At 65.4% G+C, this 22,938-nt stretch carries 20 protein-coding genes; 11 read left to right on the forward strand and 9 right to left on the reverse strand.

The genetic code is table 11. The annotated features are described in order from the left end of the window. Positions 1–270: 270 nt before the first annotated feature. The 3 genes from A6A40_RS09190 (at position 271) to A6A40_RS09200 (ending at position 4,145) form a co-directional block, all read left to right on the forward strand. Positions 271–1,968, forward strand: a complete 1,698-nt coding sequence (locus A6A40_RS09190; protein WP_063635127.1) for a response regulator — start codon at positions 271–273, stop codon at positions 1,966–1,968. 90 nt (positions 1,969–2,058) lie between these two features. Further along, positions 2,059–3,753 carry a PAS domain-containing sensor histidine kinase gene (locus tag A6A40_RS09195; RefSeq protein ID WP_063635128.1) on the forward strand — a complete coding sequence of 565 codons (1,695 nt, stop codon included), beginning with the start codon at positions 2,059–2,061 and terminating at the stop codon, positions 3,751–3,753. Beyond that, a complete protein-coding gene (locus A6A40_RS09200) occupies positions 3,750–4,145 on the forward strand; it encodes a response regulator (RefSeq protein WP_063635129.1) in 396 nt (131 codons plus the stop codon). Before A6A40_RS09195 ends, A6A40_RS09200 begins: the two co-directional genes overlap by 4 nt. A gap of 57 nt (positions 4,146–4,202) precedes the next feature. Here the strand turns inward: A6A40_RS09200 and moeB are convergent, their stop codons facing one another. The 7 genes from moeB to A6A40_RS09240 form a co-directional block, all read right to left on the reverse strand. Continuing rightward, positions 4,203–5,360, reverse strand: a complete 1,158-nt coding sequence (gene moeB / locus A6A40_RS09205) for a molybdopterin-synthase adenylyltransferase MoeB (protein WP_063635130.1) — start codon at positions 5,358–5,360, stop codon at positions 4,203–4,205. Positions 5,361–5,371: 11 nt separating this feature from the next. Beyond that, complete coding sequence (locus tag A6A40_RS09210; RefSeq protein ID WP_063636197.1) at positions 5,372–5,641, reverse strand: MoaD/ThiS family protein; 270 nt, start codon at positions 5,639–5,641, stop codon at positions 5,372–5,374. Positions 5,642–5,646: 5 nt separating this feature from the next. Continuing rightward, positions 5,647–7,086: a TfuA-like protein gene (locus A6A40_RS09215; RefSeq protein WP_236783622.1), complete on the reverse strand. Its 1,440-nt coding sequence runs from the start codon at positions 7,084–7,086 to the stop codon at positions 5,647–5,649. Beyond that, a complete protein-coding gene (locus A6A40_RS09220; RefSeq protein WP_082860764.1) occupies positions 7,083–8,420 on the reverse strand; it encodes a YcaO-like family protein in 1,338 nt (445 codons plus the stop codon). The genes A6A40_RS09215 and A6A40_RS09220 overlap by 4 nt, the downstream gene beginning before the upstream one ends. Before the next feature lie 60 nt (positions 8,421–8,480). Further along, positions 8,481–9,767, reverse strand: coding sequence for a hypothetical protein (locus A6A40_RS30380; RefSeq protein WP_063635132.1), 1,287 nt, complete (start codon positions 9,765–9,767; stop codon positions 8,481–8,483). A 407-nt stretch (positions 9,768–10,174) separates the two neighbouring features. Then, entirely contained in the window at positions 10,175–10,444 is a 270-nt protein-coding gene (locus A6A40_RS09235) for a hypothetical protein (RefSeq protein WP_063635133.1), read from the reverse strand. A gap of 161 nt (positions 10,445–10,605) precedes the next feature. Then, positions 10,606–11,166, reverse strand: coding sequence for a GNAT family N-acetyltransferase (locus tag A6A40_RS09240; RefSeq protein ID WP_236783785.1), 561 nt, complete (start codon positions 11,164–11,166; stop codon positions 10,606–10,608). Positions 11,167–11,600: 434 nt separating this feature from the next. Between A6A40_RS09240 and A6A40_RS09245 the strand changes: the two genes are divergently transcribed. The 8 genes from A6A40_RS09245 to purL all read left to right on the forward strand — a co-directional run bounded on the left by A6A40_RS09245 (position 11,601) and on the right by purL (position 21,554). Then, positions 11,601–12,035: a hypothetical protein gene (locus A6A40_RS09245; protein WP_236783623.1), complete on the forward strand. Its 435-nt coding sequence runs from the start codon at positions 11,601–11,603 to the stop codon at positions 12,033–12,035. Between the two features lie 116 nt (positions 12,036–12,151). Beyond that, positions 12,152–12,433, forward strand: a complete 282-nt coding sequence (locus tag A6A40_RS09250) for a hypothetical protein (RefSeq protein WP_063635135.1) — start codon at positions 12,152–12,154, stop codon at positions 12,431–12,433. Positions 12,434–12,565: 132 nt separating this feature from the next. Further along, positions 12,566–13,462, forward strand: coding sequence for a glycine--tRNA ligase subunit alpha (locus A6A40_RS09255; RefSeq protein WP_063635136.1), 897 nt, complete (start codon positions 12,566–12,568; stop codon positions 13,460–13,462). A 4-nt stretch (positions 13,463–13,466) separates the two neighbouring features. Further along, positions 13,467–15,554, forward strand: a complete 2,088-nt coding sequence (gene glyS, locus A6A40_RS09260) for a glycine--tRNA ligase subunit beta (RefSeq protein WP_063635137.1) — start codon at positions 13,467–13,469, stop codon at positions 15,552–15,554. A 167-nt stretch (positions 15,555–15,721) separates the two neighbouring features. Next, positions 15,722–17,092 (forward strand): TldD/PmbA family protein, encoded by a 1,371-nt coding sequence (locus tag A6A40_RS09265; RefSeq protein WP_063635138.1) that lies wholly within the window; start codon positions 15,722–15,724, stop codon positions 17,090–17,092. A 211-nt stretch (positions 17,093–17,303) separates the two neighbouring features. After that, positions 17,304–18,530: an ammonium transporter gene (locus tag A6A40_RS09270; RefSeq protein WP_063635139.1), complete on the forward strand. Its 1,227-nt coding sequence runs from the start codon at positions 17,304–17,306 to the stop codon at positions 18,528–18,530. 112 nt (positions 18,531–18,642) lie between these two features. Further along, positions 18,643–19,332, forward strand: a complete 690-nt coding sequence (gene purQ / locus A6A40_RS09275; protein ID WP_014248546.1) for a phosphoribosylformylglycinamidine synthase subunit PurQ — start codon at positions 18,643–18,645, stop codon at positions 19,330–19,332. Further along, a complete protein-coding gene (gene purL, locus A6A40_RS09280) occupies positions 19,329–21,554 on the forward strand; it encodes a phosphoribosylformylglycinamidine synthase subunit PurL (protein WP_063635140.1) in 2,226 nt (741 codons plus the stop codon). Before purQ ends, purL begins: the two co-directional genes overlap by 4 nt. Before the next feature lie 100 nt (positions 21,555–21,654). Here purL and A6A40_RS09285 read toward each other — a convergent pair whose 3' ends face one another. Both A6A40_RS09285 and A6A40_RS09290 read right to left on the reverse strand, forming a co-directional pair. Next, complete coding sequence (locus tag A6A40_RS09285; RefSeq protein WP_236783624.1) at positions 21,655–22,242, reverse strand: DedA family protein; 588 nt, start codon at positions 22,240–22,242, stop codon at positions 21,655–21,657. 176 nt (positions 22,243–22,418) lie between these two features. Continuing rightward, positions 22,419–22,868: a hypothetical protein gene (locus A6A40_RS09290; RefSeq protein WP_063635141.1), complete on the reverse strand. Its 450-nt coding sequence runs from the start codon at positions 22,866–22,868 to the stop codon at positions 22,419–22,421. Positions 22,869–22,938 lie beyond the last annotated feature (70 nt).

Genomic DNA, 22,938 nt, shown 5'->3' on the forward strand with positions numbered 1-22,938 from the left:
AACGCGGAGGCGGCGGTTGACTGGCAATGTTTCAATCACAACCATCTCCCCGCGCTGCAATCCCGTGTTATCCTGCCCCATCACCGCGTACGATGATCGATAGGGGGGATGCCCGTCTTGCGGCCCGATCCGAGGATGCGGCCACAGTGCCATACAACCGATGGGGCACCGTACGCCACGGTGCTTCCCGTTCGGGCGATCCGCGCTTATGGTGTAGCGCCCGGATCCGGTAGCGGCGCGGGTCGGGCGGGTTGTCGGTAGGAAGGCGGGATGGGAAAGATTCTGGTTGTCGACGACGAGAGGGACGTCGAAACGCTGATCATGCAGCGTTTCCGTCGCGCCGTCCGCGCCGGTGAACTGGAGTTCCTGTTTGCCCATGACGGGCAGGAGGCGCTGGAGACACTGCGCGCCCGGCCCGACATCGACATGGTGCTGAGCGACATCAACATGCCGGGGATGGACGGGCTGACTCTGCTCGATCATCTGCCCCAGGTGAATGCCGACATCCGTGCGGTGATGGTCTCGGCCTATGGCGATCTCGGCAATGTGCGGGCGGCGATGAACCGCGGCGCCTTCGACTTCATCATCAAGCCGATCGATTTCAGCGACCTGGAAGCCACCATCCACAAGACGCTGGAGGCCTGCCGCGCCGTGCGGCGGCTGCGCGACGCCTTGCAGGAGACGCGGACGGCCGAAGCGGCATCGCGCGCCCAGGCCGCCCGCCTGCGCCGGGTGCTGGACGGCAGCCCCATCGGCGTGTCGATCATCACCGAAGCCGGGGAGCTGCTCTACTGCAACCAGCGTTGCGTCGAGCTGTTCGGCGTGCCGGCGGAGGCGATGCAGCAGCGCTGCTCCCCCACCCTGTTCCGCCATGTGCTGGAAAGGCTGCCGGACCGGGCGCCGGGATCAGTGGCGCCGTCGGACGAAATCCACTATGTGCGCGAGGATGGGCGGACGGTGTGGATGGCGATGTCCGTCGACCGCACCTCTTACGAAAACCAGCCGGTCTTCATCGTCTGGTTATACGACATCACCGAGCGCAAGGTGCAGGCGGAGGCGCTGCGCAGCGCCAAGGAATCGGCCGAACAGGCCCTGGCCGACCTGGAGCGCATGCAGTCCCATCTGATCCGGGCGGAGAAGATGACGGTGATCGCCCAGCTGATCGCCGCGGTCGCGCACGAGATCAACACCCCCGTCGGCATCGCGCTGACCGCCGCCACCCATCTGCAGGCGGCGTCGGAAGCGATCATCACGACCTTCAACGGCGGACAGCTGCGCAAGAGCGATTTCCAGGACTATGTCGGCACCGCCAGCGAGGTTTCCACCCTGCTGGTCGCCAACATCGAGCGCGCCGCAGCGCTGATCCAGAGCCTGAAGCTGGTGACGGAGGGCAAGGCCAGTTCGCCGCGCAGCCGCGTCGGCTTGCGCGACTACCTGTCGGACATTGTGCTGGCGGTGCAGGTGCAGCCGGCCGCCGCCGGGCACGAGCTTGTGCTGGACTGCCCGGACGGGCTGGCGCTCGACACCTATCCAGGTGCCTTGACCGAGGTGCTTCTGGCGCTGCTGACCAACGCCTTCGCCCATGCCTTCGAGCCGGAGCCCGCCTCCATGGCCGCCATGGATGGCGTCGGCGCCGGTGCCATGGCCGGTGGCGGAGTCGATGGTCCGGAAGATGGGCCGGATGACGGTTCGAACCGCCGGGGTCGGGTCATGGTGTCGGTCCGGCTGCTTGGCAATGAGCGGGTCGAGCTGTCCGTGTCCGACAACGGCCGCGGCATCCCGGCTGACATCCAGCCACGGCTGTTCCAGCCCTTCGCCACCAGCCGGCGTGGATCGGGCAGCATGGGGTTGGGGCTCTATGCGGTATTCAACCTCGTCACCGGCAAGCTGGGCGGCGAGATCGACATCGACAGCGCTCCCGGACACGGCACGACCGTTGTCCTGCGTCTGCCGCTGGACGCTCCCTGACCGGCTCTGTCATGGTGCCTGCCGTCCGCTCCCGCCGTCGGCAGGCATTGGCGCGCGGGCATTCGAACCGGTGAAGCGGAAACATGCAGCATGGACGAGCTTAACGATCGGCCGATTCCCCCTCCCCAGTCGGTGGATGAGGCATTGGACAATGCCCATCGCTACCGCGCATTGCTGATCGAGACGATGCCGGGCCTGATCGTTCACCGCAACGGCCGCGTGCTCTATTGCAACACCGCGCTGGCCAATCTTCTCGGTTATCCGACGACACGCGAAATCCTGGCATTGTCGAACGTGCTGTCCATCGTGCCGGAGGACGCGCTCCATGCCGAAGAAAAGGCCTATGCCCGATGCCTTGGCGGCCAGCTGCGGCTGGAGGCCCGTCGGGTAAAGCGTTACCGCGCCGATTCCAGCCTACAGTGGTTCGACCAGCTGCTGGAAACGGTGGAGTGGGCAGACGGTCCGGCGATCATGGAAATGCTGACCCAGATGCGTCCCCATCCGGCGAACGCCGATCTGCCGCGCCAGGGGCAATTGCTTCAGGCCGCGATCGACGCCATGCCCAACGGCGTCCTGATGCTGGACAAGGATTTGCGGCTGGAGGGTGCAAACAGCGAATATTTCAGACTTTGGGACTATCCTCCGGGAATGTTCCCTCCGGGCACGCCAGTATCCGCGACTCTGGACTACAACCACAGCCGGGGAGATTATGGCGACGTTCCCCGACATGAAACGATCCAGGCCCTGTGCGCGAAGCTGCGCGTCAAGGGCGTGGCCAATGCCGAGCGGGAGGTGCCGAACGGTCGAACTCTGGATATCCGAACCGCTCCACGCGCCGACGGCGGGTACGTCATCACTCAATATGACATCACCGATCGGAAGCGGATCGAAACCGAGCTGCGTGAAGCCAAGGAAAGAGCAGAGTCGATCCTGCGGGAACTGCGGGAAACCCAGCAGCAGTTGATCGTTCAGGAGAAAATGGCCTCTCTTGGCCAGCTCACGGCCGGAATCGCACACGAACTAAAGAACCCGCTGAATTTCGTCAATAATTTCGCCGACTTGAGCGGCGAGCTTCTCGATGAACTTCTCGCCTTCCTGAATCCGCTGAAATCAGGTCTTCCTTCCGAAGCCGGGATCGAGGTGGATGCCCTAATCAAGGATCTGCAAAGCAATCTGCGCAAGATCGGAGAGCACGGCAAACGGGCCGACCGCATCGTCAAGAGCATGCTCGATCATTCCCGTGGTGGCGGCGGCGAATGGCAATCCGTCGATCTCAACGCCTTGGTCGACGAAGCTCTTATGCTTTCCTATCAGGCAAGCAGAACCCAGGATTCCAGTTTCAATGCAACGCTTGAGCGGGACTTCGATCCGACATTGGGGGAACTGGACCTGGTGCCTCAGGACATTTCCCGTGTTCTGGTGAATTTGTACACCAACTCTTTTTATGCTCTCCGACGTCGGCAGCTCATCTGCGGCGACCCGCAATATTCTCCCACACTGAAAGTTGCCACCCAGGGACGCAGCGACGACGCAGAAATCAGGATTAGAGACAATGGAATTGGAATCCCGCCCTCTTTGATTGAGAAAATATTTACGCCATTCTTCACCACAAAGCCCGCCGGCGAAGGGACAGGTTTGGGTCTTTCCCTGAGTTATGACATCGTGGTACATCAACACAGGGGTCATTTCGATGTGTCCAGCATCGAAAACCAATACAGCGAGTTTGTGATTTCGCTGCCGCGCAAATCCGTGGCGGCCAATCCAGGGGAGCGGCGCAAACCATGACATTGGGAATTCTCGTTGTAGACGATGAGCCGGATGTCGAGGATCTGTTTCGTCAACGTTTCCGTGCGGAACTGCGCAGGGGCGAACTGGTGTTGCACTTTGCGGTTTCGGCGGAACAGGCCCTGCGCAACCTTAACGAAGGGCTGCAGCCTGAGGCCGTGCTTGTTCTGAGCGACATCAACATGCCCGGAATGAGCGGACTTGAGTTCTTGCAGCATGTGAAAGCCAACCTGCCGCAAGTTCCGGTGATCGTGGTAACGGCCTATGGGGATGCGGAAAACCGCCGACGCGCCCTGGACATCGGCGCGACCGAACTGGTCACCAAACCCGTCGACTTCGTTGCCCTGAAAAAGCTGGTCAGCAGCGTGATCGAACAGAAATTCGCGGCCTGAACCCCGTCGGGCCGCGATCATACGCCAAATCCCACCCGGTGCTGGCGCCCCGCCCTCTCATGCGCCACAGACGGCGGACAGATCGCGCAGTTCGGGATTAACGCCGGAACAGCACGGACAATCGGGATCCACCGGCACCGCAAGCTCGTTGAATTCGCCGCGCAACCCGTCATACATCAGCAGACGCCCCGACAGCGAAGTCCCGAGAGTGAGCAGAAGCTTGATCGTCTCCGCGGCCATGATTGTCCCGATGACTCCCGGCAAAATTCCCAGAACTCCGGCTTCGGCGCAGGACGGTGCATATTCCGACGGCGGCGGTTCCGGAAACAGACAGCGATAACAGGGACGCTCCCCCGGCGCGGCAGCCCCTCCGAACACGGAAACCTGTCCCTCGAACCGGAAGATCGCGCCATAGACGACAGGGATTCCCAGGCGCAGGCAGGCGTCGTTCACCAGATAGCGCGTGGGCAGGTTGTCGGAGCCATCGACCACCACATCATGCCCTGCCAGGAGATCGAGCACGTTGGCAGCCTCCACGCGTTGCTTCCGCGTCTGAACCTCGATGGTCGGATTGAGGTCGAGCAGCGCCATGCGTCCGCTCTCCACCTTGTCCTGACCCAGACGGCTTTCCGCATGAAGGATCTGGCGCTGCAGATTGCTGCGCTCCACCCGGTCGTCATCGATCAGCGTCAGGCGTCCCACACCGGCGGCGGCGAGATACAGGGCGACCGGCGACCCCAATCCGCCGGCGCCGATCAAGGCCACGCTGCTTCTCAGCAGGCGATGCTGACCGGCTTCGCCGACCTCCGGCATCGTCAGATGACGACGGTAACGTTCGCGCTGGCCGGCATCCAGGCGGGGCGGCACCTCCACCGGCAACCCGGCGGCCTTCCAGGCGGAAAAGCCTCCGCTGACCGACCGCACATCGGCATATCCCAAATGCAGCAGGTCTTCGGCCGCCAGCAAGGAGCGCGTTCCACCGGCACAGATCAGAAGGAGCGGACGCGCCGGATCGGGCACATGCTCCTCGATGCGCAGTTCCAGAAAGCCGCGCGGCAAACGCAACGCCCCGGCAGGAATGCCGACCGCCGTCTCCTCTTCCTCCCGCACGTCGATCAGAATGGCACCGCTCTGCTGCAGGCCGAGGACGTCGGACACGGCGATCTCCGGAATCCGGGCACGCAACTCGCTCAGCCTCTGGTCCTTCAAGCTCATGCACCGTCTCCTCAACCACCCGCCAGGGCAACCATCACCGTCAGGGTGGCGCCGGCCGGCAAGGCCGTTTCAAGTCCGCCCAACCGGCGCACATCGTCACGCCCGAGATAGACGTTCACGAAGCGCCGCAATTCACCGTCGGCGGCGAACAGGCGCTCGTGGAACGCATCCTGACCGGCGGTCAACGCCAGCAAAACCTCGCGCACCGTACCGCCGGGCACCGCCACCTGATCCCGCCCGCCGACGAAGCCACGCAGCGGGGTCGGCAAACGGATTGTCACGTCGGTCAATCCTTCATCTCCTCTTCAAGCGCGGAATGGCTGGCTGCAACCTCGCGCAGCGCCGACTCGGCTTCCGCGGCGAGGTCGCGGACGAGGTCGCGCACCTTCTTGGCCCGAACCAGGTCGATCCTGAGATCCAGGACATCCTTGAACCCGAATTCATAAGCCCAGACGTCGAGCGGAGCATCGATCCGGCAGGGGGTGTGAGCGAGGTGATCCAGGATCAACTCTTCGGTCGTCTCCTGCGATTGCTGGGCGGTCCCGCCGAAATGCAGGTCCGACACACGTTGCATGAAGGCGGCCTCCTCCGCGATTGTCTGATAGAGGCCACGCAACCGCAGTTCATTCAAGACGGGCTTCGTCGTCCGTGCAAGGAAACGCCGGGAAATCATCCAGTGACGCATCGCCCGCTCGGTGGCCAACTCGGCGATCAGCGCGTCGAACTCCTCCTCCGTCAGATCGTTGCTGCGGCACCAGCGCAGCAAGGCCTCCGTGGAGCTGATGCCACGGGCCACGCAGAAGCGCCGGGCCTCGGCGGCGATGGCTTCGGCATCCGCCTTCACCCCGACGGCTTCGGCCAGTTGCAGCGCCAGCAGACGGCCAAGCGCGGCATTGTTGATCTCGGCGAAATCCGGCCGGTGCAGGGCGGCATGTAGGGCGATGTCCGACAACGGAACGGTGTTGTCGCCATGCTCCACCCGACGATCGCGTTCATACAGCACGTCGAAATAATGCGACGCGTTGAAGACGAAGGGCGCCGGGCGCGACGGAGTGACCAGACTTGCCAGATGGCCAAGCAGCGATTCCGCATCGCGGCGCTTCTGATCGACCGCGCCGGCGGCAAGAAAATCCTCCAGCCGCTCGATTTCCGCGACAGCCAGCGAGGCCTCGGTCCAAATCCGGTCGCGCGTCCGTTCGGGAAAATAGCAGCGTTTGGCGGCCGCGATCACCCGGTCGTGCAGTTCCGCAGTGATGACTCCGGCACCCAGGGCCGCCGCCAGGCTGGCACGCAGATTCACCAGCGGTTCGGACAGCGGGAGATAGCCGTCCTCAGGGCCGGCATGGGCCAGCGCCACCTCGTCGTCGCCGGTCAGGCGTCCATCGATGTACTGCCGCGCGACCTCGCCAACCGGAATCATGCCGAAGCCATGGCATTCAGCCGCCCTCAGCGCACCCATGCTGGATGCGCCATAGACCGCGACCCCCCTGGAGAGCGCGAACAGGATCTCCTTGTGCCAGACCGACAGCGACTGGCCGAAGACGCCGTCGATCAGGGCGATCACATCCGGCCGGTGAATGGTCATGGCGCTGAGGATGTCGGCCTGAGCGGCCGGAGGCAGATACACCGCATCCGGCAGGATCACTCTGGCGTCCTCGACGGCCATGGTCGGACCAAGGAAAACACATATCTTCATACGCCCGCCCTTGCCCGAAGCCCCTGTCATGCCGTGCCCCCACCGGCGGCCATCCGCATTCTGACCGCTTCGGCAAAGCTGTGCGAGCGCGATCCCGGCGCGTAGAAATCGGAACGATAGCCTTCCAGGCCGGGAACGATAACCCGGACAACCGGTATCCCGATTTCGGCCTGGGTCAGATCGAAGACAAGAACCTGCGACAGTCCCGCCCGTTGCAGCATTCCCAGCAGCACGGCGATGTCGCCCTCGAATGTCGGTGTGGACAGATCGGAATGACGACGCCCATCGACAACGGCCGGCTGAGCTTCCAGAGCCGCGATTCCGGACGCTCCATCGGCATTCTGGTTGCGGATCATGTCCCGCCGGAAAAAATCGTCGCGGGAGCCGGCGATCATCACCAACCGGGCTTGAACCGCCTCGGTCAGAGCGCGGCACATCGCGACGGCCGGTTCCAGGTGGCTGCCGTAACCGCGGCTCATGCCCATGTTCCGCACATCGCGATCGTAAACCAGCGCCATGTAGGTGGGCAGGCCGAGATCGTTGGTGACGTCGAACAGCAGCGGGCGGACCCCGGCCTCATCGAAGCGGCGCAGGAGGTCACGGACCGTCGGATACTCGATGGTGGACAGATCGACCTGCGGAGTCGGTATCTGCAACTCGTCGCAGGCCCTGCTCCAACAAGAAACCGCATCGCGCTCCATCACTTCGCAAAGTCCGGAGGCAACGGCTTCGAGGATGTGATTGCCGCTGGCTAAGCCATTGGTGTCCGCAGAATAGAAGCTGCGCGGCCCCGGTCTGGCGCCCGCGACGCTGTGCAGTCCCACAGCGGTCCAGGGAGCAGCAACCGAACGGCCGCCGATCAAATCCCAACCCCAGGTCCAGAATTCCGGCCTGTCCGGTTGAAACGCACAGTCCTTACTGCCCTGAAGCCGGTCGGACGGAATGCGCCCGTCTTCAGGCAGGTCGTTCCAGGCGGCTTCAATATGCGGCAGACGCATCGTCTCCGCATGGTAGCATTCGATGCCCTCCATCGCAGCCGACACTGTGGCAGCCACGAGACTGAAGCCCTTTCCGGCGCTTCCCGCCAGGGTTGAACTGTTCGGACGATGGCCGAGCACGGTGTGGATGCCGACCCGGTCCAGACCCGTCACATCGGCCAGCCTGGTGATCCCGCAGCGCCCCAGATGAGGAGTGATGCGCGCCAGCGTCTCTTCCGGCGTCGCCGTGCGGTGGGTGCCGGTGAAAAACTTCTTCGCAGCGGTGTGGATGGTATCCCCCAACCTGATGCCAACTGCCGAACGCGGCGGATCGGCGGAAAGCGGGTCGGTTTGACCGGGCACTGCCGGGTGTGTCGAGGCCTGCATCCTCAGCTTCCAAAAAATTGCAGTGGGGCCGGCCTCGCGGGAGACCGGCCCTGACGCAAATCAGGCGATGGTGTCCTTGCCAGCATCGGCCGCCGGCCCCGCATCGGCCTGCGTCTCCGAAGACGAAGTCGCCTCAACCGACGGAGCCGCGGATGCCGGGACGCCGAACAAGGAAGACAGGCTGGCGACGGCGGCGGGAACCGAGAACAGCGAAGCCGTCTGAGCGGTGGCCGGAACCGCGAACAGCGACGACAGGCTTGCAACCGCAGCCGGATGTGCCTGCAGCGAGGCGCCGGACGCAGGCGCGGACGGAGCAGACGGAGCGGCAGGTGCCGTGAACAGCGAGGCCGCCTGCGCAGCGGCAGGAACCGCGAACAGCGACGACAGGCTCGCAACCGCAGCCGGATGTGCCTGCAGCGAGGCGCAGGCCGCAGGCGCGGACGGAGCAGACGGGCTGGCCGGCGCCGTGAACAGCGAGGCCGTCTGAGCGGTGGCCGGAACCGCGAACAGCGACGACAGGCTCGCAACCGCAGCCGGATGTGCCTGCAGCGAGGCGCAGGCCGCAGGCGCGGACGGAGCAGACGGGCTGGCCGGGGCCGTGAACAGCGAGGCCGCCTGAGCGGTGGCCGGAACCGCGAACAGCGACGACAGGCTCGCAACCGCAGCCGGATGTGCCTGCAGCGAGGCGCAGGCCGCAGGCGCGGACGGAGCAGACGGGCTGGCCGGCGCCGTGAACAGCGAGGCCGCCTGCGCCGCGGCGGGAACCGCGAACAGCGACGACAGGCTCGCAACCGCAGCCGGATGGATTTGCAGCGAGGCGTCGGCCGCAGGCGCGGACGGAACAGACGGACTGGCCGGCGCCGTGAACAGCGAGGCCGCCTGCGCCGCGGCAGGAACCGCGAACAGCGACGACAGGCTCGCAACCGCAGCCGGATGTGCCTGCAGCGAGGCGCAGGACGCAGGCGCGGACGGAACAGACGGACTGGCTGGTGCCGTGAACAGCGAAGCCGCCTGCGCAGCGGCCGGAACCGCGAACAGCGACGACAGGCTCGCAACCGCAGCCGGATGGATTTGCAGCGAGGCAACGGCGGCCGGAGCCGCAGCCACCGAGGAGGCGGCCATTGCGATCGACTCGGCGGCCAGACCCGAATTCACCTCGCCATTTCCGGCAAGCGCGCCGAATGCCTGGGCGGCGACGGAGCGCACATCTTCCGCCGTGACATCGCCGTAGCCGCTTTGAGCGAGGATCGCCTGCTTGCCGGCAGCGTCCGCGCCGTTAAGCCGGTCCCGGAAAGCACTGTCAGTAGCAAGGCTCTTAATCAGGTCGAGCGCCTTCTCGTTGGCCATCTGCCTCTCCTATGCTGTCTGCAAATTCGATTGCGTCTGAATCATATGACTGCTTCGACCAATAACATAGGCAATCCGAAAAAATGCTACCCGAAAATCGCATTAATCGACTTGAGAATAGATTATTTAATTTCGATTACGCAATCCGCTCCCTCAGGTTGGAGTGGCAGCTGATTTCCAAAATAAAAATATGCATACGAAAGACCCTCGAAGAACTTGAGAGGTCTTCCGTATAAGAATGCCAATCGCAGCCAAAAACTCGCCATGATCTCGGAAGCGGCGATTCCCGATCCCCTATGTATTTGGAAAGCCAGCCTGAAGAAGGCGATTTCGCCCTGCCGCACACCGTCACTCAACCTTATGAAGCGGAAGGAGGTCGTATCCTCAACCGATCGCAAGCAGGTCCTTCACATGGCGACTCGCGAAACGGCGGCCGTGGAGATGCCGGCAGACGAATTCGCCGCCCGGTCGACTGCGGAATGGTCGGCCTGCATCACAGTGTTTTCAGTGGAGGACGATTGCGCCATCGCGCGCAGATCGGCGACCGTGACCTTATCGAATCCGTGACGGGCGAGCACATCGCGTTTCGCACCCATATCGCGGCCTCCGAGCACGCCCCGAAAAGATGGATCGGTGGCAAGACGCTTGATCAGCTTGATCGCACTGGTCGCAGCCATAAGAAAATCTCAATCAATTGACGATATGGGAAACATACTACTCTCGATGCATTATGATAGCCGATAATCCGGGATTCTAACAAGAGAACTTGTCGCCAATTACAACCCGCAAAACGTGAAACCCAGCGTAATGCCGCTCCTTGGGAAGCTCACCTTCCCTTTCAAGATCGCGGATGGCTACGCCACTCATCCCGCGTTTGACGCCAGAATTCCGCCATCGGCTGGGCCATGGGTTCGGGCAACGGCGCAAGGCCGCTCATATGCCCGCCCAGCCGCCGCGCAACCGCCTTGGATGCGAGATTTTGCGGGTTGATCGTGTGAAGCACATCCTTCCAGCCAAGCGTATCGAAGGCCCAATCGATGGCTGCGGTTGCCGCCTCCACGGCATAACCTCGCCCCCAATGACTGCGCAAGATCGCCCAGCCGACCTCATTTCCGGGCCAACCTTCCGGAACCCAGGGGCCGACTCGCCCCACCCAAAGGCCGGTGGATTTCTCGATCACGGAAAACATGGAAAAGCCCTGGATCATCCAGGCTCCGGCGACTGCGACGAATCCACGCCAGGCGATGGGACGCGACTGCGCGCCGCCGATATGCCTCGTCACCTCCTCGTCCGCCATCATGACGGCCCAGGGTTCGAAATCTTCCGCCCTGGTCGGACGCAGGAGCAACCGAGGGGTTTCCAGGATCGGGTCCGCGACCGACCGTATGTTCTGCTGCACCGTCGACAACTATATTGCCCTTCTACATTCGAACCCGCCGACGACCTTCCGCAACGCGAAGGGACGGTCACTGATATAGCCAGATAATGATGGACCGCCTACCTTAGAGAAATGTTTCATCGGATCTCCAAGGACAAAAACGGGAGCCATCCAACCACATCCACCAGGAAAAGGGAGCTAACACCGAGAAATGCTCGCCGATTCGGAAACGATGGATTGGTTGCCAATTCCATTCGACAGGGTTTAGCTCGAACTCTCTAGCCGGTCTGGCCTAAGGCAACCCGGCCCCTTAGACACTATATGGCTTGAACGCGAGTGGAGCGATCGATCGCGGCGGAAGGATGGACGCGAGGCCCTTTCGTCGGTTTCGTTTGCCGACCATACGCCCGAAAGACAAGTCACAAGAACGGAGTATGAAGATGTTGCGGTTTCGGATGGCCATCCTGGCCCTGGCGGCGGTGAGCGGTGCAACCCTCGCCCTCTCCGGCTTCAGCGGCGGGGCCGCAGCCCAGTCCAAGCTGGATTCCTCGGGCCAGCCGGTGTGGGACGAAAGCCACAACCAGCGCCCGACCGCGGCAAGCGACCGCGCGCTGCCGGCCGGCGTGGTCACCCTGCGCACGGCGACCTCCGCCCCCGGCCTGCTCGGCGTCTATGCCCGCAACGGCCTGCCCTTCGACATCGTGCTGACCCGTGTCGATGCCAGCCAGTGCGTCAACATCCTGCCGGAGGATTGCGGCCTGCTGGGCACCGACGTGCGCGTCGCCACCGGAGCGGAAGTTCTCGTGCGCAGCCTGCGTCAGGCCGACATGACCCGCACCTATGGCGTCACCCCGGTCTACAGCTGGCGCCCGGCCGTCGCCGCGAAGTAAGCGGCGGGTCCGACGGGCCGCCGCCCCATCGGGGACGGCGGCCCTCCCCTTCCCTATTCCCTTGACTTCCCGTCGCCCGCGGGCTGAATGCGCGCAAAGCAGACGGGTAGCCGGCGATGATATCCTTGTCCAAGATTCTTCTCCTTGCGCTGGTGATCGGCGTCGTGTGGTTCGGCTGGCGCTGGATCAACCGCGTCCAGGCCATCGGCCGCGCCCGCACCGCCCCCCGCCGGACGGAGGGCCGCCGCGACGCCGCCGCCGGCCCGTCGCCGCGCGAAACCCGGACTTCCGCCGCCGCTGAGGCGGAGGATATGGAGAAGTGCCCGGAATGCGGCGCCTATGTCGCCCCGCGCTCCGCCGTGTCCTGCGGCCGCCCGGCCTGCCCCTACGGCCGCTGACGGCGGCACGCGCTCTCCCCTGGTCCCCGACACGACGCCGCCGCGGCGCGATTTGCCGCGCTGCGGCTTGATTTGACGGTGACGCCCGCCTATCGTGCGGCGCGTTTTCAACATTTCTATTGTGGACCGTCCATGGCCTCCCAGATCGGGACTTCCGACGGCGGGAATTCCGCCGACCGCCGCGGCCTGTCGTTCCAGGCCCTGATCCTCACGCTCCACCAGTTCTGGTCGGAGAAGGGTTGCGTGATCCTGCAGCCCTACGACATGGAGGTCGGCGCCGGCACCTTCCACCCCGCGACCACGCTGCGCGCGCTGGGGCCCGATGCCTGGAAGGCGGCCTATGTCCAGCCATCGCGCCGGCCGAAGGACGGCCGCTATGGCGAGAACCCGAACCGCCTGCAGCATTATTACCAGTATCAGGTCATCATGAAGCCCTCGCCGGCCAACGCGCAGGAGCTTTACCTGGACAGCCTGCGCGCCATCGGCATCGACCCGGCGCTGCACGACATCCGCTTCGTCGAGGACGACTGGGAAAGCCCGACGCTGGGCGCCTGGGGCCTGGGCTGGGAAGTGTGGTGCGACGGCATGGAGGTGACGCAGTACACCTATTTCCAGCAAGTCGGCGGCATCGAATGCGATCCGATCGCGGTCGAGCTGACCTATGGTCTGGAACGCCTCGCCATGTATGTGCAGGGCGTGGAGAATGTCTACGACCTCGACTTCAACGGCCAGGGCGTGAAGTACGGCGACGTGTTCAAGCGCGCCGAGATCGAATACTCGAAGCATAATTTCGAGTTCGCCAACACCGACATGCTGCTCCAGCATTTCAAGGACGCCGAGGCCGAGTGTCAGGCGCTGGTGGCGCAGAACCTTGCGCTGCCCGCCTATGACCAGTGCATCAAGGCGTCGCATCTGTTCAACCTGCTGGACGCCCGCGGCGTGATCAGCGTTGTCGAGCGCGCCGCCTATATCGGCCGCGTGCGCACGCTGGCCAAGGCCTGCTGTGAAGCCTGGACGGGGGCGAAGTAATCCCATGACCGAACTCCTGATCGAATTCTTCTCAGAAGAAATCCCCGCCCGCATGCAGGCGCGGGCCGCCGACGACCTGAAGCGCCTCGTCACCGACAAGCTGGCGGCGAACGGCCTGACCTTCACGACGGCCAATGCCCATTCCACCCCGCGCCGTCTGGCGCTGGTGGTCGACGGGCTGCCGGAACGCACCGCCGACGTGCGCGAGGAGAAGAAGGGTCCGCGCGTCGGCTCGCCGGAGCAGGCGGTCGCCGGCTTCCTGAAGTCGGCCGGCCTCGACAGCCTCGACCAGTGCGAGCAGCGCGACACCGGCAAGGGCGTCTTCTACTTCGCGGTGACCGAGAAGAAGGGCCGCGAGACCGCCGAGGTGCTGGCGGAGATCATCCCCGCCGCCATGGCCGAGCTGCCCTGGCCGAAATCGATGCGCTGGGGCACCGGCACCGTGCGCTGGGTCCGTCCGCTGCACTCGATCATCGCCCTGTTCGGCGGGCGCGTGCTCGACGGCGGCTATGACATCGGCGGCACCCAGGGCCGCATCGCCTTCGGCAACGCCACCCGCGGCCACCGCTTCCTGGCGCCCGACGCCTTCACGGTGGAGAGCTTCGCCGACTACAAGGAGAAGCTGCGCGCCGCCAAGGTCGTGCTCGACCGCGAGGAGCGCAAGGCAAAGATCAAGGCCGATGCCGAGGCGTTGGCCGCCGCGCAGGGCCTGACCCTGTCGCCCGACGACGCGCTGCTGGAGGAGGTCGCCGGCCTCGTCGAATGGCCGGTCGTGCTGATGGGCGGCATCGACGAGAGCTTCATGGACGTGCCGTCGGAGGTCCTCATCACCTCCATGCGCACCCACCAGAAGTATTTCGCCGTGCTGGACGCCGCCGGCAAGATGGCGCCGCGCTTCATCGTCGTGGCGAACACCGAGACGCTGGACGGCGGCAAGGCCGTCGTCGCCGGCAACGAGCGCGTTCTGCGCGCCCGCCTGTCCGACGCCAAGTTCTTCTGGGACCAGGACCGCAAGACCAAGCTGGAAGCCCGCGTCCCGGCGCTGGAGAAGATCACTTTCCACGCCAAGCTGGGCACGGTGGCCGAGAAGGTCACACGCGTGCAGCTGCTGGCCGCCGAGATCGCCCGCGCCATCGGCGCCGACAGCGACGCCGCCAGCCGCGCCGCCCTGCTCTGCAAGGCCGATCTGGTGACCGAGGTGGTCGGCGAGTTCCCCGAGGTGCAGGGGATCATGGGCCGCTACTATGCGCTGGGCCAGGGCGAGAGCGCCGACGTCGCCAACGCGATTGCCGACCACTACAAGCCGCTGGGTCCGTCGGACAGCTGCCCGACCGCCCCGGTTTCGGTGGCGGTGGCGCTGGCCGACAAGATCGACACGCTGGTCGGCTTCTTCGCCATCGACGAGAAGCCGACGGGCTCGAAGGACCCCTACGCGCTGCGCCGCGCCGCGCTGGGCGTGATCCGGCTGGTGCTGGAGAACGGCCTGCGGGTAAAGCTCTCCGAGGTGTTTGCAGCGGCTCACGGCGCCTACACGGTCAGCGGCTTCGCCCCGGCCGGCAGCGTCGGCGGCGACCTGATGTCCTTCTTCGCCGACCGCCTGAAGGTGGTGCTGCGCGAGCAGGGCGTCCGTCACGATCTGGTGGATGCCGTGTTCGCGCTCGGCGGCGAGGACGATCTGGTGCGGCTGCTGGCCCGCGTGAAGGCTCTGCAAGCCTTCGTCGGCTCCGACGAGGGCGCCAACCTGGCAGCGGCCTACAAGCGCGCCTCCAACATCGTCCGCATCGAGGAGAAGAAGGACGGCGCGAGCTTCGATCAACCGGTCGATGCCGCCCGTCTGGCCCAGGACGAGGAAAAGGCGCTGTTCGCCGCGCTGAACGAGGCCTCGGCCGCCGCCAAGCCGCTGCTGGACGCGGAGGACTTCACCGGCACCATGGCGGCGCTGGCGAAGCTGCGCGGTCCGGTCGACGCCTTCTTCGACAAGGTCACGGTGAATGCGGAGGACAAGGACCTGCGCGCCAACCGCCTGCGCCTGCTGACGCAGATCCGCACGACTCTGAACGCGGTCGCCGACTTCTCGAAGATCGAGGGCTGAGTGCGGAGGGGGCGCTCGCGCCCCCTTCTGCCCGTTTGCGCCGGCAAATCCGCACAAATGCGTGCGTCACAAGGCCGCCGATACAGGCGGGCGGCCATTTAACCTCTTCCCCGTTCCGCGTTGCCCTCCCATTTGCTAGACAGACAGGAGACCAACCGGAGAGCCTGATGACCGTTTCGCCGAACGACCAGCACCGGACGGATCCGTCCGGGGTCCTGAACCTGCTGGACGACCTGATCGCCAAGGCGCGCGCCGCCGGGGCGGATGCCGCCGACGCCGTGCTGTTCGACAGCGCGTCCGTGTCCCTCGCCCAGCGGCTGGGCAAGACCGAAAAGCTGGAGCGGTCCGAATCCGGCGACCTCGGCCTTCGGGTGTTCGTCGGCAAGCGGCAGGCCATCGTCTCTTCCACCGACCGCAGCGCCAAGGCGCTGGGCGAACTGGTCGAGCGCGCCATCGCCATGGCCCGCGTCGTGCCGGAAGACGGCTTCGCCGGCATCGCCGATCCCGAACAGCTGTCCCGCAGCTGGCCCGACCTCGACATCTGCGACACCGAGGAACCGTCCTCGGAAACGCTGATCGAGCGCGCCCGCATCGCCGAAGAGGCGGCGATGGCGGTCGAGGGCGTCACCAATTCCGAAGGCGCCGATGCCAGCTGGAGCCGCTCGACCATCGCGATTGCCGCGTCCAACGGCTTCGCCGGCAGCTATGGCGTGTCGCGCCAATCACTGTCGGCCTCGGTCATCGTCGGGACCGGGACGGGGATGGAGCGCGACTATGATTATGACAGCAAGGTCTATGGCGCCGACCTGCGCGATGCCGCCGAGATCGGCCGCGAGGCCGGCGAGCGTGCCGTCCGCCGCCTGAACCCGCGGCGGGTCAAAAGCTGCAAGGTGCCGGTGTTCTTCGACCCGCGGGTGTCGCGCGGCCTGCTCGGCCACCTGACCGGCGCCATCAGCGGCCCCAGCATCGCGCGGGGCACCAGCTTCCTGAAGGACAAGATGGGGCAGCGCATCTTCGCGCCCTCCATCACCATCATCGACGATCCGCATGTGAAGCGCGGCCTGCGCTCCCGCCCCTTCGATGCGGAAGGCGTCGAGGTGACGCGCCGCACCCTGATCGAGGACGGCGTGCTGACCACCTGGCTGCTCGATTTGCGGTCGGCCCGGCAACTCGGCCTGCAGACCACCGGCCACGCCGCCCGCGGCACCTCCGGCCCGCCCGGCCCGGCCCCGGCCAACGTCTATATGGCCGCCGGCAAGCGCAGCCGCGCCGACATGCTGGCGGAGATCAAGGACGGCTTCTACGTCACCGACCTGATGGGCATGGGCGTCAACGGCGTGACCGGCGATTACAGCCGCGGTGCAGGCGGTTTCTGGATCGAGAATGGCCAGCTCGCCTATCCGGTCAACGAGATCACCATCGCCGGCAACCTCAAGGACATGTTCCTGAACATGGAGGCCGCCGACGACCTGGAGCTGCGCTTCGGCATGGATGCGCCGACCGTGCGCATCGACGGCATGACCATCGCGGGCATGTAAACGGCCGGGCGGAGAATATCTCCGCCCGCCTCTTCATCACTTGGCATCGTTCTTGCGCAGACAGCGGGCAACCCAAGGCGGGTTCGCCCGCTTTTTGTGCTGCATTTCCGCCACGACGCCTACCCAAACGTCAGCCACGCCCTTGCGCATATCCGCCCAATCTGATAGCAATTTGCCGCTTTTTTGGGCGGCTTGCTGAAGGTTTATGCAAATGGATGCGACAAAGACGGGTGGCGACGTCCTTTTCGTGCTGATGGGCGCGGTGATGGTGCTGGCGATGCACTGTGGCTTCGCCCTGCTGGAGGTCGGGACGGTCCGGCGCAAGAATCAGGTCAACGCGCTGGTGAAGATCCTGTCGGACTTCGCCATGTCGACCATCGCCTATTTCTTCATCGGCTACACCGTCGCCTACGGCATCGACTTCTTCACCGACGCCCACACGCTGGTCGGCAAGGGAAGCGGCGGATTCGCGGCCTACGGCTACGATCTGGTGAAGTTCTTCTTCCTGGCGACCTTCGCCGCCGCGGTGCCGGCCATCGTGTCGGGCGGCATCGCCGAGCGTGCCCGCTTCTGGCCGCAGGCCGGAGCAACGCTGGCGCTGATCGCGCTGTTCTATCCGCTGATGGAAGGCACGGTGTGGGGAACCCGTTTCGGCCTGCAAAGCTGGATGACGGCGACCTTCGGCCAGCCCTTCCACGACTTCGCCGGATCGGTGGTGGTCCATGCCTTCGGCGGCTGGGTGGCGCTGGGTGCCGTGCTGAATCTCGGCAACCGCCGCGGCCGTTACCGTGCCAACGGGTCGCTGGTCGCCATTCCGCCGTCGAACATCCCCTTCCTGGCGCTGGGCGCCTGGGTGCTGTGCGTGGGCTGGTTCGGCTTCAACGTGATGAGCGCGCAGGTGTTGGACGGCGTGACCGGTCTGGTCGCGCTGAATTCGCTGATGGCAATGGTCGGCGGCATCGTCACCTCGCTGGTCATCAGCCGCACCGACCCCGGCTTCGTCCACAACGGCGCGCTGGCCGGTCTGGTGGCGGTCTGCGCCGGCTCCGATGTCATGCACCCGCTGGGCGCTCTGATCACCGGCGGCGTCGCCGGCCTGCTGTTCGTCTGGGCCTTCAACAAGTGCCAGATCGACTGGAAGATCGACGACGTTCTGGGTGTCTGGCCGCTGCACGGGCTGTGCGGCCTGACCGGCGGCCTGCTGGCCGGCGTGTTCGGGCAGGAGGCGCTGGGCGGCCTGGGCGGGGTGTCGATCCTCAGCCAGATCGTCGGGACGCTGGGCGGCGCCGGCTTCGGATTCGCCGCCGGTCTGGCGGTCTACGGCCTGCTGCGCGTCACCGTCGGCATCCGCCTCGACCCCGAACAGGAGTACAAAGGCGCCGACCTGTCGTTGCACCACATCACCGCCTACCCGGAAGAGGATGCGCCGGGTATGTAATGCGCGGCGCACAACTCCGCCGCCCCTTGGCCGACTCTTGCTTTGCCGGGGCGGCGGCTTTAGTGTCCGGCGCGAACTCCTCCCCCTCACGACGCCGGATTTTGACCGCCCCATGAAGGCCGCCATCGTCGTTTTCCCCGGCTCCAACCGCGAACGCGACGCCGTCGCCGCGCTGGAGGCCGTCAGCGGGACCAAGCCGCATCTGGTCTGGCACCGCGACACCGAACTGCCCAAGGTCGACCTGATCGTCGTGCCCGGCGGCTTCTCCTATGGCGATTACCTGCGCTCCGGCGCCATGGCGGCGCATTCGCCGATCATGCGCGAGGTGAAGGCGCGGGCCGATCAGGGCGTGCGGGTGCTCGGCATCTGCAACGGCTTTCAGATCATCACCGAGGCCGGTCTGCTGCCCGGCGCGCTGATGCGCAACGGCGGACTGAAGTTCATTTGCCGCGTCCAGCATCTGCGGGTGGAGAACACCGACAGCCCCTTCACGGCGAAATACGCCAAGGGTCAGGTCGTCCGTTACCCGATCGCCCATGGCGACGGCAACTATTGGACTGACGCCGAAACGGTGAAGCGTCTGGACGGCGAGGGCCAGGTGGCCTTCCGCTACATCGCCGACGAGACCCGCGCCGATCCGCGCGGCAATCCCAACGGTTCGGTCACGGACATCGCCGGCATCTTCAACGCCAAGCGCACCGTGCTGGGCCTGATGCCGCACCCCGAGGACGCGGTGGAGGCCCTGCACGGCAACACCGACGGCAAGCCCATGTTCGAAGGTCTGGTGGAGGCCCTGTCGTGAGCGCTGAAGCTACCAAGGCGCAGGAGCGTCCGGTCACCGTCGAGCTCGCCAAGGAGTTCGGCCTGTCCGCCGAGGAATACCGGAACGCCCTGGACATCCTGGGCCGCACCCCGACCTTCACCGAGCTGGGCATCATCTCGGTCATGTGGTCGGAGCATTGCTCCTACAAGTCGTCCAAGGTGTGGCTGAAGACGCTGCCGACCACCGGCCCGCAGGTGATCTGCGGCCCCGGCGAGAATGCCGGCGTGGTCGACATCGGCGACGGCGACGCCGTCATCTTCAAGATGGAAAGCCACAACCACCCGTCCTACATCGAGCCCTTCCAGGGCGCGGCGACGGGCGTCGGCGGCATCCTGCGCGACGTGTTCACCATGGGCGCCCGGCCCATCGCCAACATGAACGCCCTGCGCTTCGGCTCGCCCGACCATTCCAAGACCCGCCATCTGGTGTCGGGCGTGGTCGCCGGCATTGCCCATTACGGCAACTGCGTCGGCGTGCCGACCGTGGGCGGCGAGACCAACTTCCACCCGGCCTTCAACGGCAACATCCTGGTCAACGCCATGACCGTGGGTGTCGCCAAGACCGACAAGATCTTCTATTCGGCCGCCGCCGGCATCGGCAACCCGGTCGTCTATGTCGGCTCCAAGACCGGCCGCGACGGCATCCACGGCGCCACCATGGCGTCGGCCGAGTTCACCGAGGATTCGGAGGAGAAGCGCCCGACCGTGCAGGTCGGCGACCCCTTCACCGAGAAGCTGCTGATCGAAGCCTGCCTGGAGTTGATGGAGACGGACGCCATCGTCGCCATCCAGGACATGGGTGCCGCCGGCCTGACCTCCTCCTCGGTCGAGATGGCCGGCAAGGGCGGCCTGGGCATCGAGCTGACGCTCGACACCCTGCCGATGCGCGAACAGGCGATGACGCCCTATGAGATCATGCTCTCCGAAAGCCAGGAGCGCATGCTGATCATCCTGAAGCCCGGCCGCGAGGAGGTGGCGAAGGCCATCTTCGACAAGTGGGAGCTGGACTTCGCCGTCATCGGCCACCTGACCGACACCGGCAACCTCGTCATCAAGATGTATGGCGAGACCTGGTGCGACATGCCGATCGCCCCGGTCTCCAACGCCGCCCCGGAATACAACCGCCCGTGGGAGCCGACGCCGAAGTCTTCGGATGTCGACGACGGTGTGCTGGCCGGCTATGCCGCCGACCTCGGCGACACGCTGGCCACGCTGTTCGGCTGCCCCGATCTCGCGTCCAAGCGCTGGATTTGGGAGCAGTATGACAGCCTCGTCGGCGGCGACACCCGCTTCATGTCGGGTCAGGCCGACGCCGCGGTCGTCCGCGTGCCGGGCCAGACCAAGGCGGTCGCCATCACCACCGACTGCACCCCGCGCTACTGCCTCGCCGATCCCGTCGAAGGCGGCAAGCAGGCCGTGGCCGAGGCGTGGCGCAACCTGTCGGCGGTGGGCGCCCTGCCGCTCGCCATCACCGACAACATGAACTTCGGCAACCCCGAGAAGCCGCGGATCATGGGCCAGTTCGTCGGCGCCGTCCAAGGCATCGGCGAGGCCTGCAAGGCGCTGGACTTCCCGGTCGTGTCGGGCAACGTCTCGCTCTACAACGAGACGAACGGCGAAGCGATCCTGCCGACTCCCGCCATCGGCGGCGTCGGCATCATGCCGGACGCGATGATCGCCGTCGGCATCGCCTTCCGAGGTGAAGGAGACGTGATCCTCGGCGTCGGCGAGACGAAAGGCCATCTCGGCCAGTCGATCTTCCTGCGCGAGATCCTCGGCCGCGAAGAGGGGGCTCCCCCGCCGGTCGATCTGGCGGTGGAGCGCCGCAACGGCGACTTCGTCCGCGGCCTGATCCGTGAGGGTCTGGTGGTGTCGAGCCACGATGTGGCCGATGGCGGCCTGATCGTCACCATCGCCGAGATGGCGCTGGCCGGAGGCGTCGGCGCCTATCTGACCGGCTTCGACGGCGCGTCCCCGCGCGTGCTGTTCGGCGAGGACCAGGGCCGCTACGTCCTGGCGGTCCGTCCGGATGTCGCCGCGGCGGTGCAGGAGAAGGCCAAGGCGGCCGGCGTTCCGGTCACCGTGCTGGGCGAGACCCGCGGCACGGCGCTGTCGGGCCGCGGCGGCGACATCGTGTCGCTGAAGCGCCTGCGCGACGCCAACGAACGTTGGCTGCCCGATTACATGGCCGCCGAGCTGTAAGACCAGAAAGGGGCTGCTTCGGATGAAGCAGCCCCTTTCGATTCGCGGATCTTTTTGGAACCTCTGATGGACGCCCCCAACCTTCTCCGGCTAGGACGTTTCACTCTGCCGGGTTGGTAGCCGCCAGAGCACGTCGGCGGACCCACAGGATGCTCTTGACGGCAATCACCAGGGCGCCGATGCCCAGAGCAGAGAGCACCAGGATCTTCGGACCATCCTCGCCGATGGCGCCGGCAGCTTCGCCAAACAGGTAACCGGCACCGGCGAAGCTCCAGGCCCAGATGCCGGCAGCGATGAAGTTCCAGAACAGGAAGCGCGACCACGGCATGCGCGAGGTGCCGATGGCGACCGACGCGATGTTCCGCACGCCGTAAAGGAAGCGGAAGACCAGAATGAAGGCGACGCCATATTTTTCGAGCCAGCGCAGCACACGGCTGGCATGGACCTCGGCCGACGGGAAGCGCGCAAGCGCCTGGTTGCCCCAGCGGCGACCAAGCCAGAACCAGAGCTGATCGCCCAGGAAGCTGCCGATCCAGACGGTTCCAACCAACCAATACAGATTGAAGATCCCGAGCTTTGCACCCATCCCGCCAAAGATTACAAATGTTTCACCTTCAAAAAAGGCCCAGACAAAGGCCAGCGGGTAAAAGGCGTTCCCCCATTCCTGCAACCAAGTGATCCAGTCCAAAGCCCCCTCCGGGAGACGTCGCTTGTGGGTTCGGCGGGCCCAAGGGCGTTCAGCGACCGCTATATTGTGCGATGCGGCAGATAAAACGCGGGCTGAGGACGATCATGACATAAAGGCGCGTCGTTTGTCTCGGAAACTTTCTTGACTAAGGAGTGGCCCCAGGGACGCCCTTCCGATCAGAAATCGTCCCCCGACAGCTCACCAACCGCCTGTCTTGCGGCACGCAGCAAAGCCGGATTCGGCTCCTGCGGCATATCGCCGTCATCCCCGTCCGGATCGCTGCGGTCGGGTGCCGCACGGCGTTTCAATTCCCGCGCAGCCTCGATCAGCAGATGCGCCAGCCGCTGGTCAGGCAACGCCTGCACCAGCGCCCGCAATTCCGGATTGGAGAGCGCGGCCGGATCGAATGGCGGGGGGGGGGGAGGCGGGGCAGGCGGGGCGAGCGGCAGGGTGGCGACCCCGGCGGCGAGAACCGCAGCCCTGGGCAGAGGGGCGGCTTCCCGCACCATGTCGACCGCCACCTGGGCGGCCATGGTCGCCGCGACGCCGGCCGGCCGGCTGCGGCGCGGCTTTCGCGCCGGTTCCGTCGCCGGCAGATCGTCGAACAGAAGCCGTTGGACGCTCATCGCTGCAGATGCTCCCTGCACTCAACCGTCGGTGCGGCGTCACCATCGCCGCAGCCATTCCTGTTCACTC

Origin of the sequence: Azospirillum humicireducens (assembly GCF_001639105.2) — a bacterium.
In the GTDB taxonomy this organism is placed as follows: domain Bacteria; phylum Pseudomonadota; class Alphaproteobacteria; order Azospirillales; family Azospirillaceae; genus Azospirillum; species Azospirillum humicireducens.

Bases quoted from the DNA above. Each gene is read 5' to 3' on its own strand.
- A6A40_RS09190 (WP_063635127.1), top strand. From the start codon at position 271: ATGGGAAAGATTCTGGTTGTCGACGACGAGAGGGACGTCGAAACGCTG.
- A6A40_RS09195 (WP_063635128.1), top strand. From the start codon at position 2,059: ATGGACGAGCTTAACGATCGGCCGATTCCCCCTCCCCAGTCGGTGGAT.
- A6A40_RS09200 (WP_063635129.1), top strand. From the start codon at position 3,750: ATGACATTGGGAATTCTCGTTGTAGACGATGAGCCGGATGTCGAGGAT.
- moeB (WP_063635130.1), bottom strand. From the start codon at position 5,360: ATGAGCTTGAAGGACCAGAGGCTGAGCGAGTTGCGTGCCCGGATTCCG.
- A6A40_RS09215 (WP_236783622.1), bottom strand. From the start codon at position 7,086: ATGACAGGGGCTTCGGGCAAGGGCGGGCGTATGAAGATATGTGTTTTC.
- A6A40_RS09220 (WP_082860764.1), bottom strand. From the start codon at position 8,420: ATGCAGGCCTCGACACACCCGGCAGTGCCCGGTCAAACCGACCCGCTT.
- A6A40_RS30380 (WP_063635132.1), bottom strand. From the start codon at position 9,767: ATGGCCAACGAGAAGGCGCTCGACCTGATTAAGAGCCTTGCTACTGAC.
- A6A40_RS09235 (WP_063635133.1), bottom strand. From the start codon at position 10,444: ATGGCTGCGACCAGTGCGATCAAGCTGATCAAGCGTCTTGCCACCGAT.
- A6A40_RS09245 (WP_236783623.1), top strand. From the start codon at position 11,601: ATGGCCATCCTGGCCCTGGCGGCGGTGAGCGGTGCAACCCTCGCCCTC.
- A6A40_RS09250 (WP_063635135.1), top strand. From the start codon at position 12,152: ATGATATCCTTGTCCAAGATTCTTCTCCTTGCGCTGGTGATCGGCGTC.
- A6A40_RS09255 (WP_063635136.1), top strand. From the start codon at position 12,566: ATGGCCTCCCAGATCGGGACTTCCGACGGCGGGAATTCCGCCGACCGC.
- glyS (WP_063635137.1), top strand. From the start codon at position 13,467: ATGACCGAACTCCTGATCGAATTCTTCTCAGAAGAAATCCCCGCCCGC.
- A6A40_RS09265 (WP_063635138.1), top strand. From the start codon at position 15,722: ATGACCGTTTCGCCGAACGACCAGCACCGGACGGATCCGTCCGGGGTC.
- A6A40_RS09270 (WP_063635139.1), top strand. From the start codon at position 17,304: ATGGATGCGACAAAGACGGGTGGCGACGTCCTTTTCGTGCTGATGGGC.
- purQ (WP_014248546.1), top strand. From the start codon at position 18,643: ATGAAGGCCGCCATCGTCGTTTTCCCCGGCTCCAACCGCGAACGCGAC.
- A6A40_RS09290 (WP_063635141.1), bottom strand. From the start codon at position 22,868: ATGAGCGTCCAACGGCTTCTGTTCGACGATCTGCCGGCGACGGAACCG.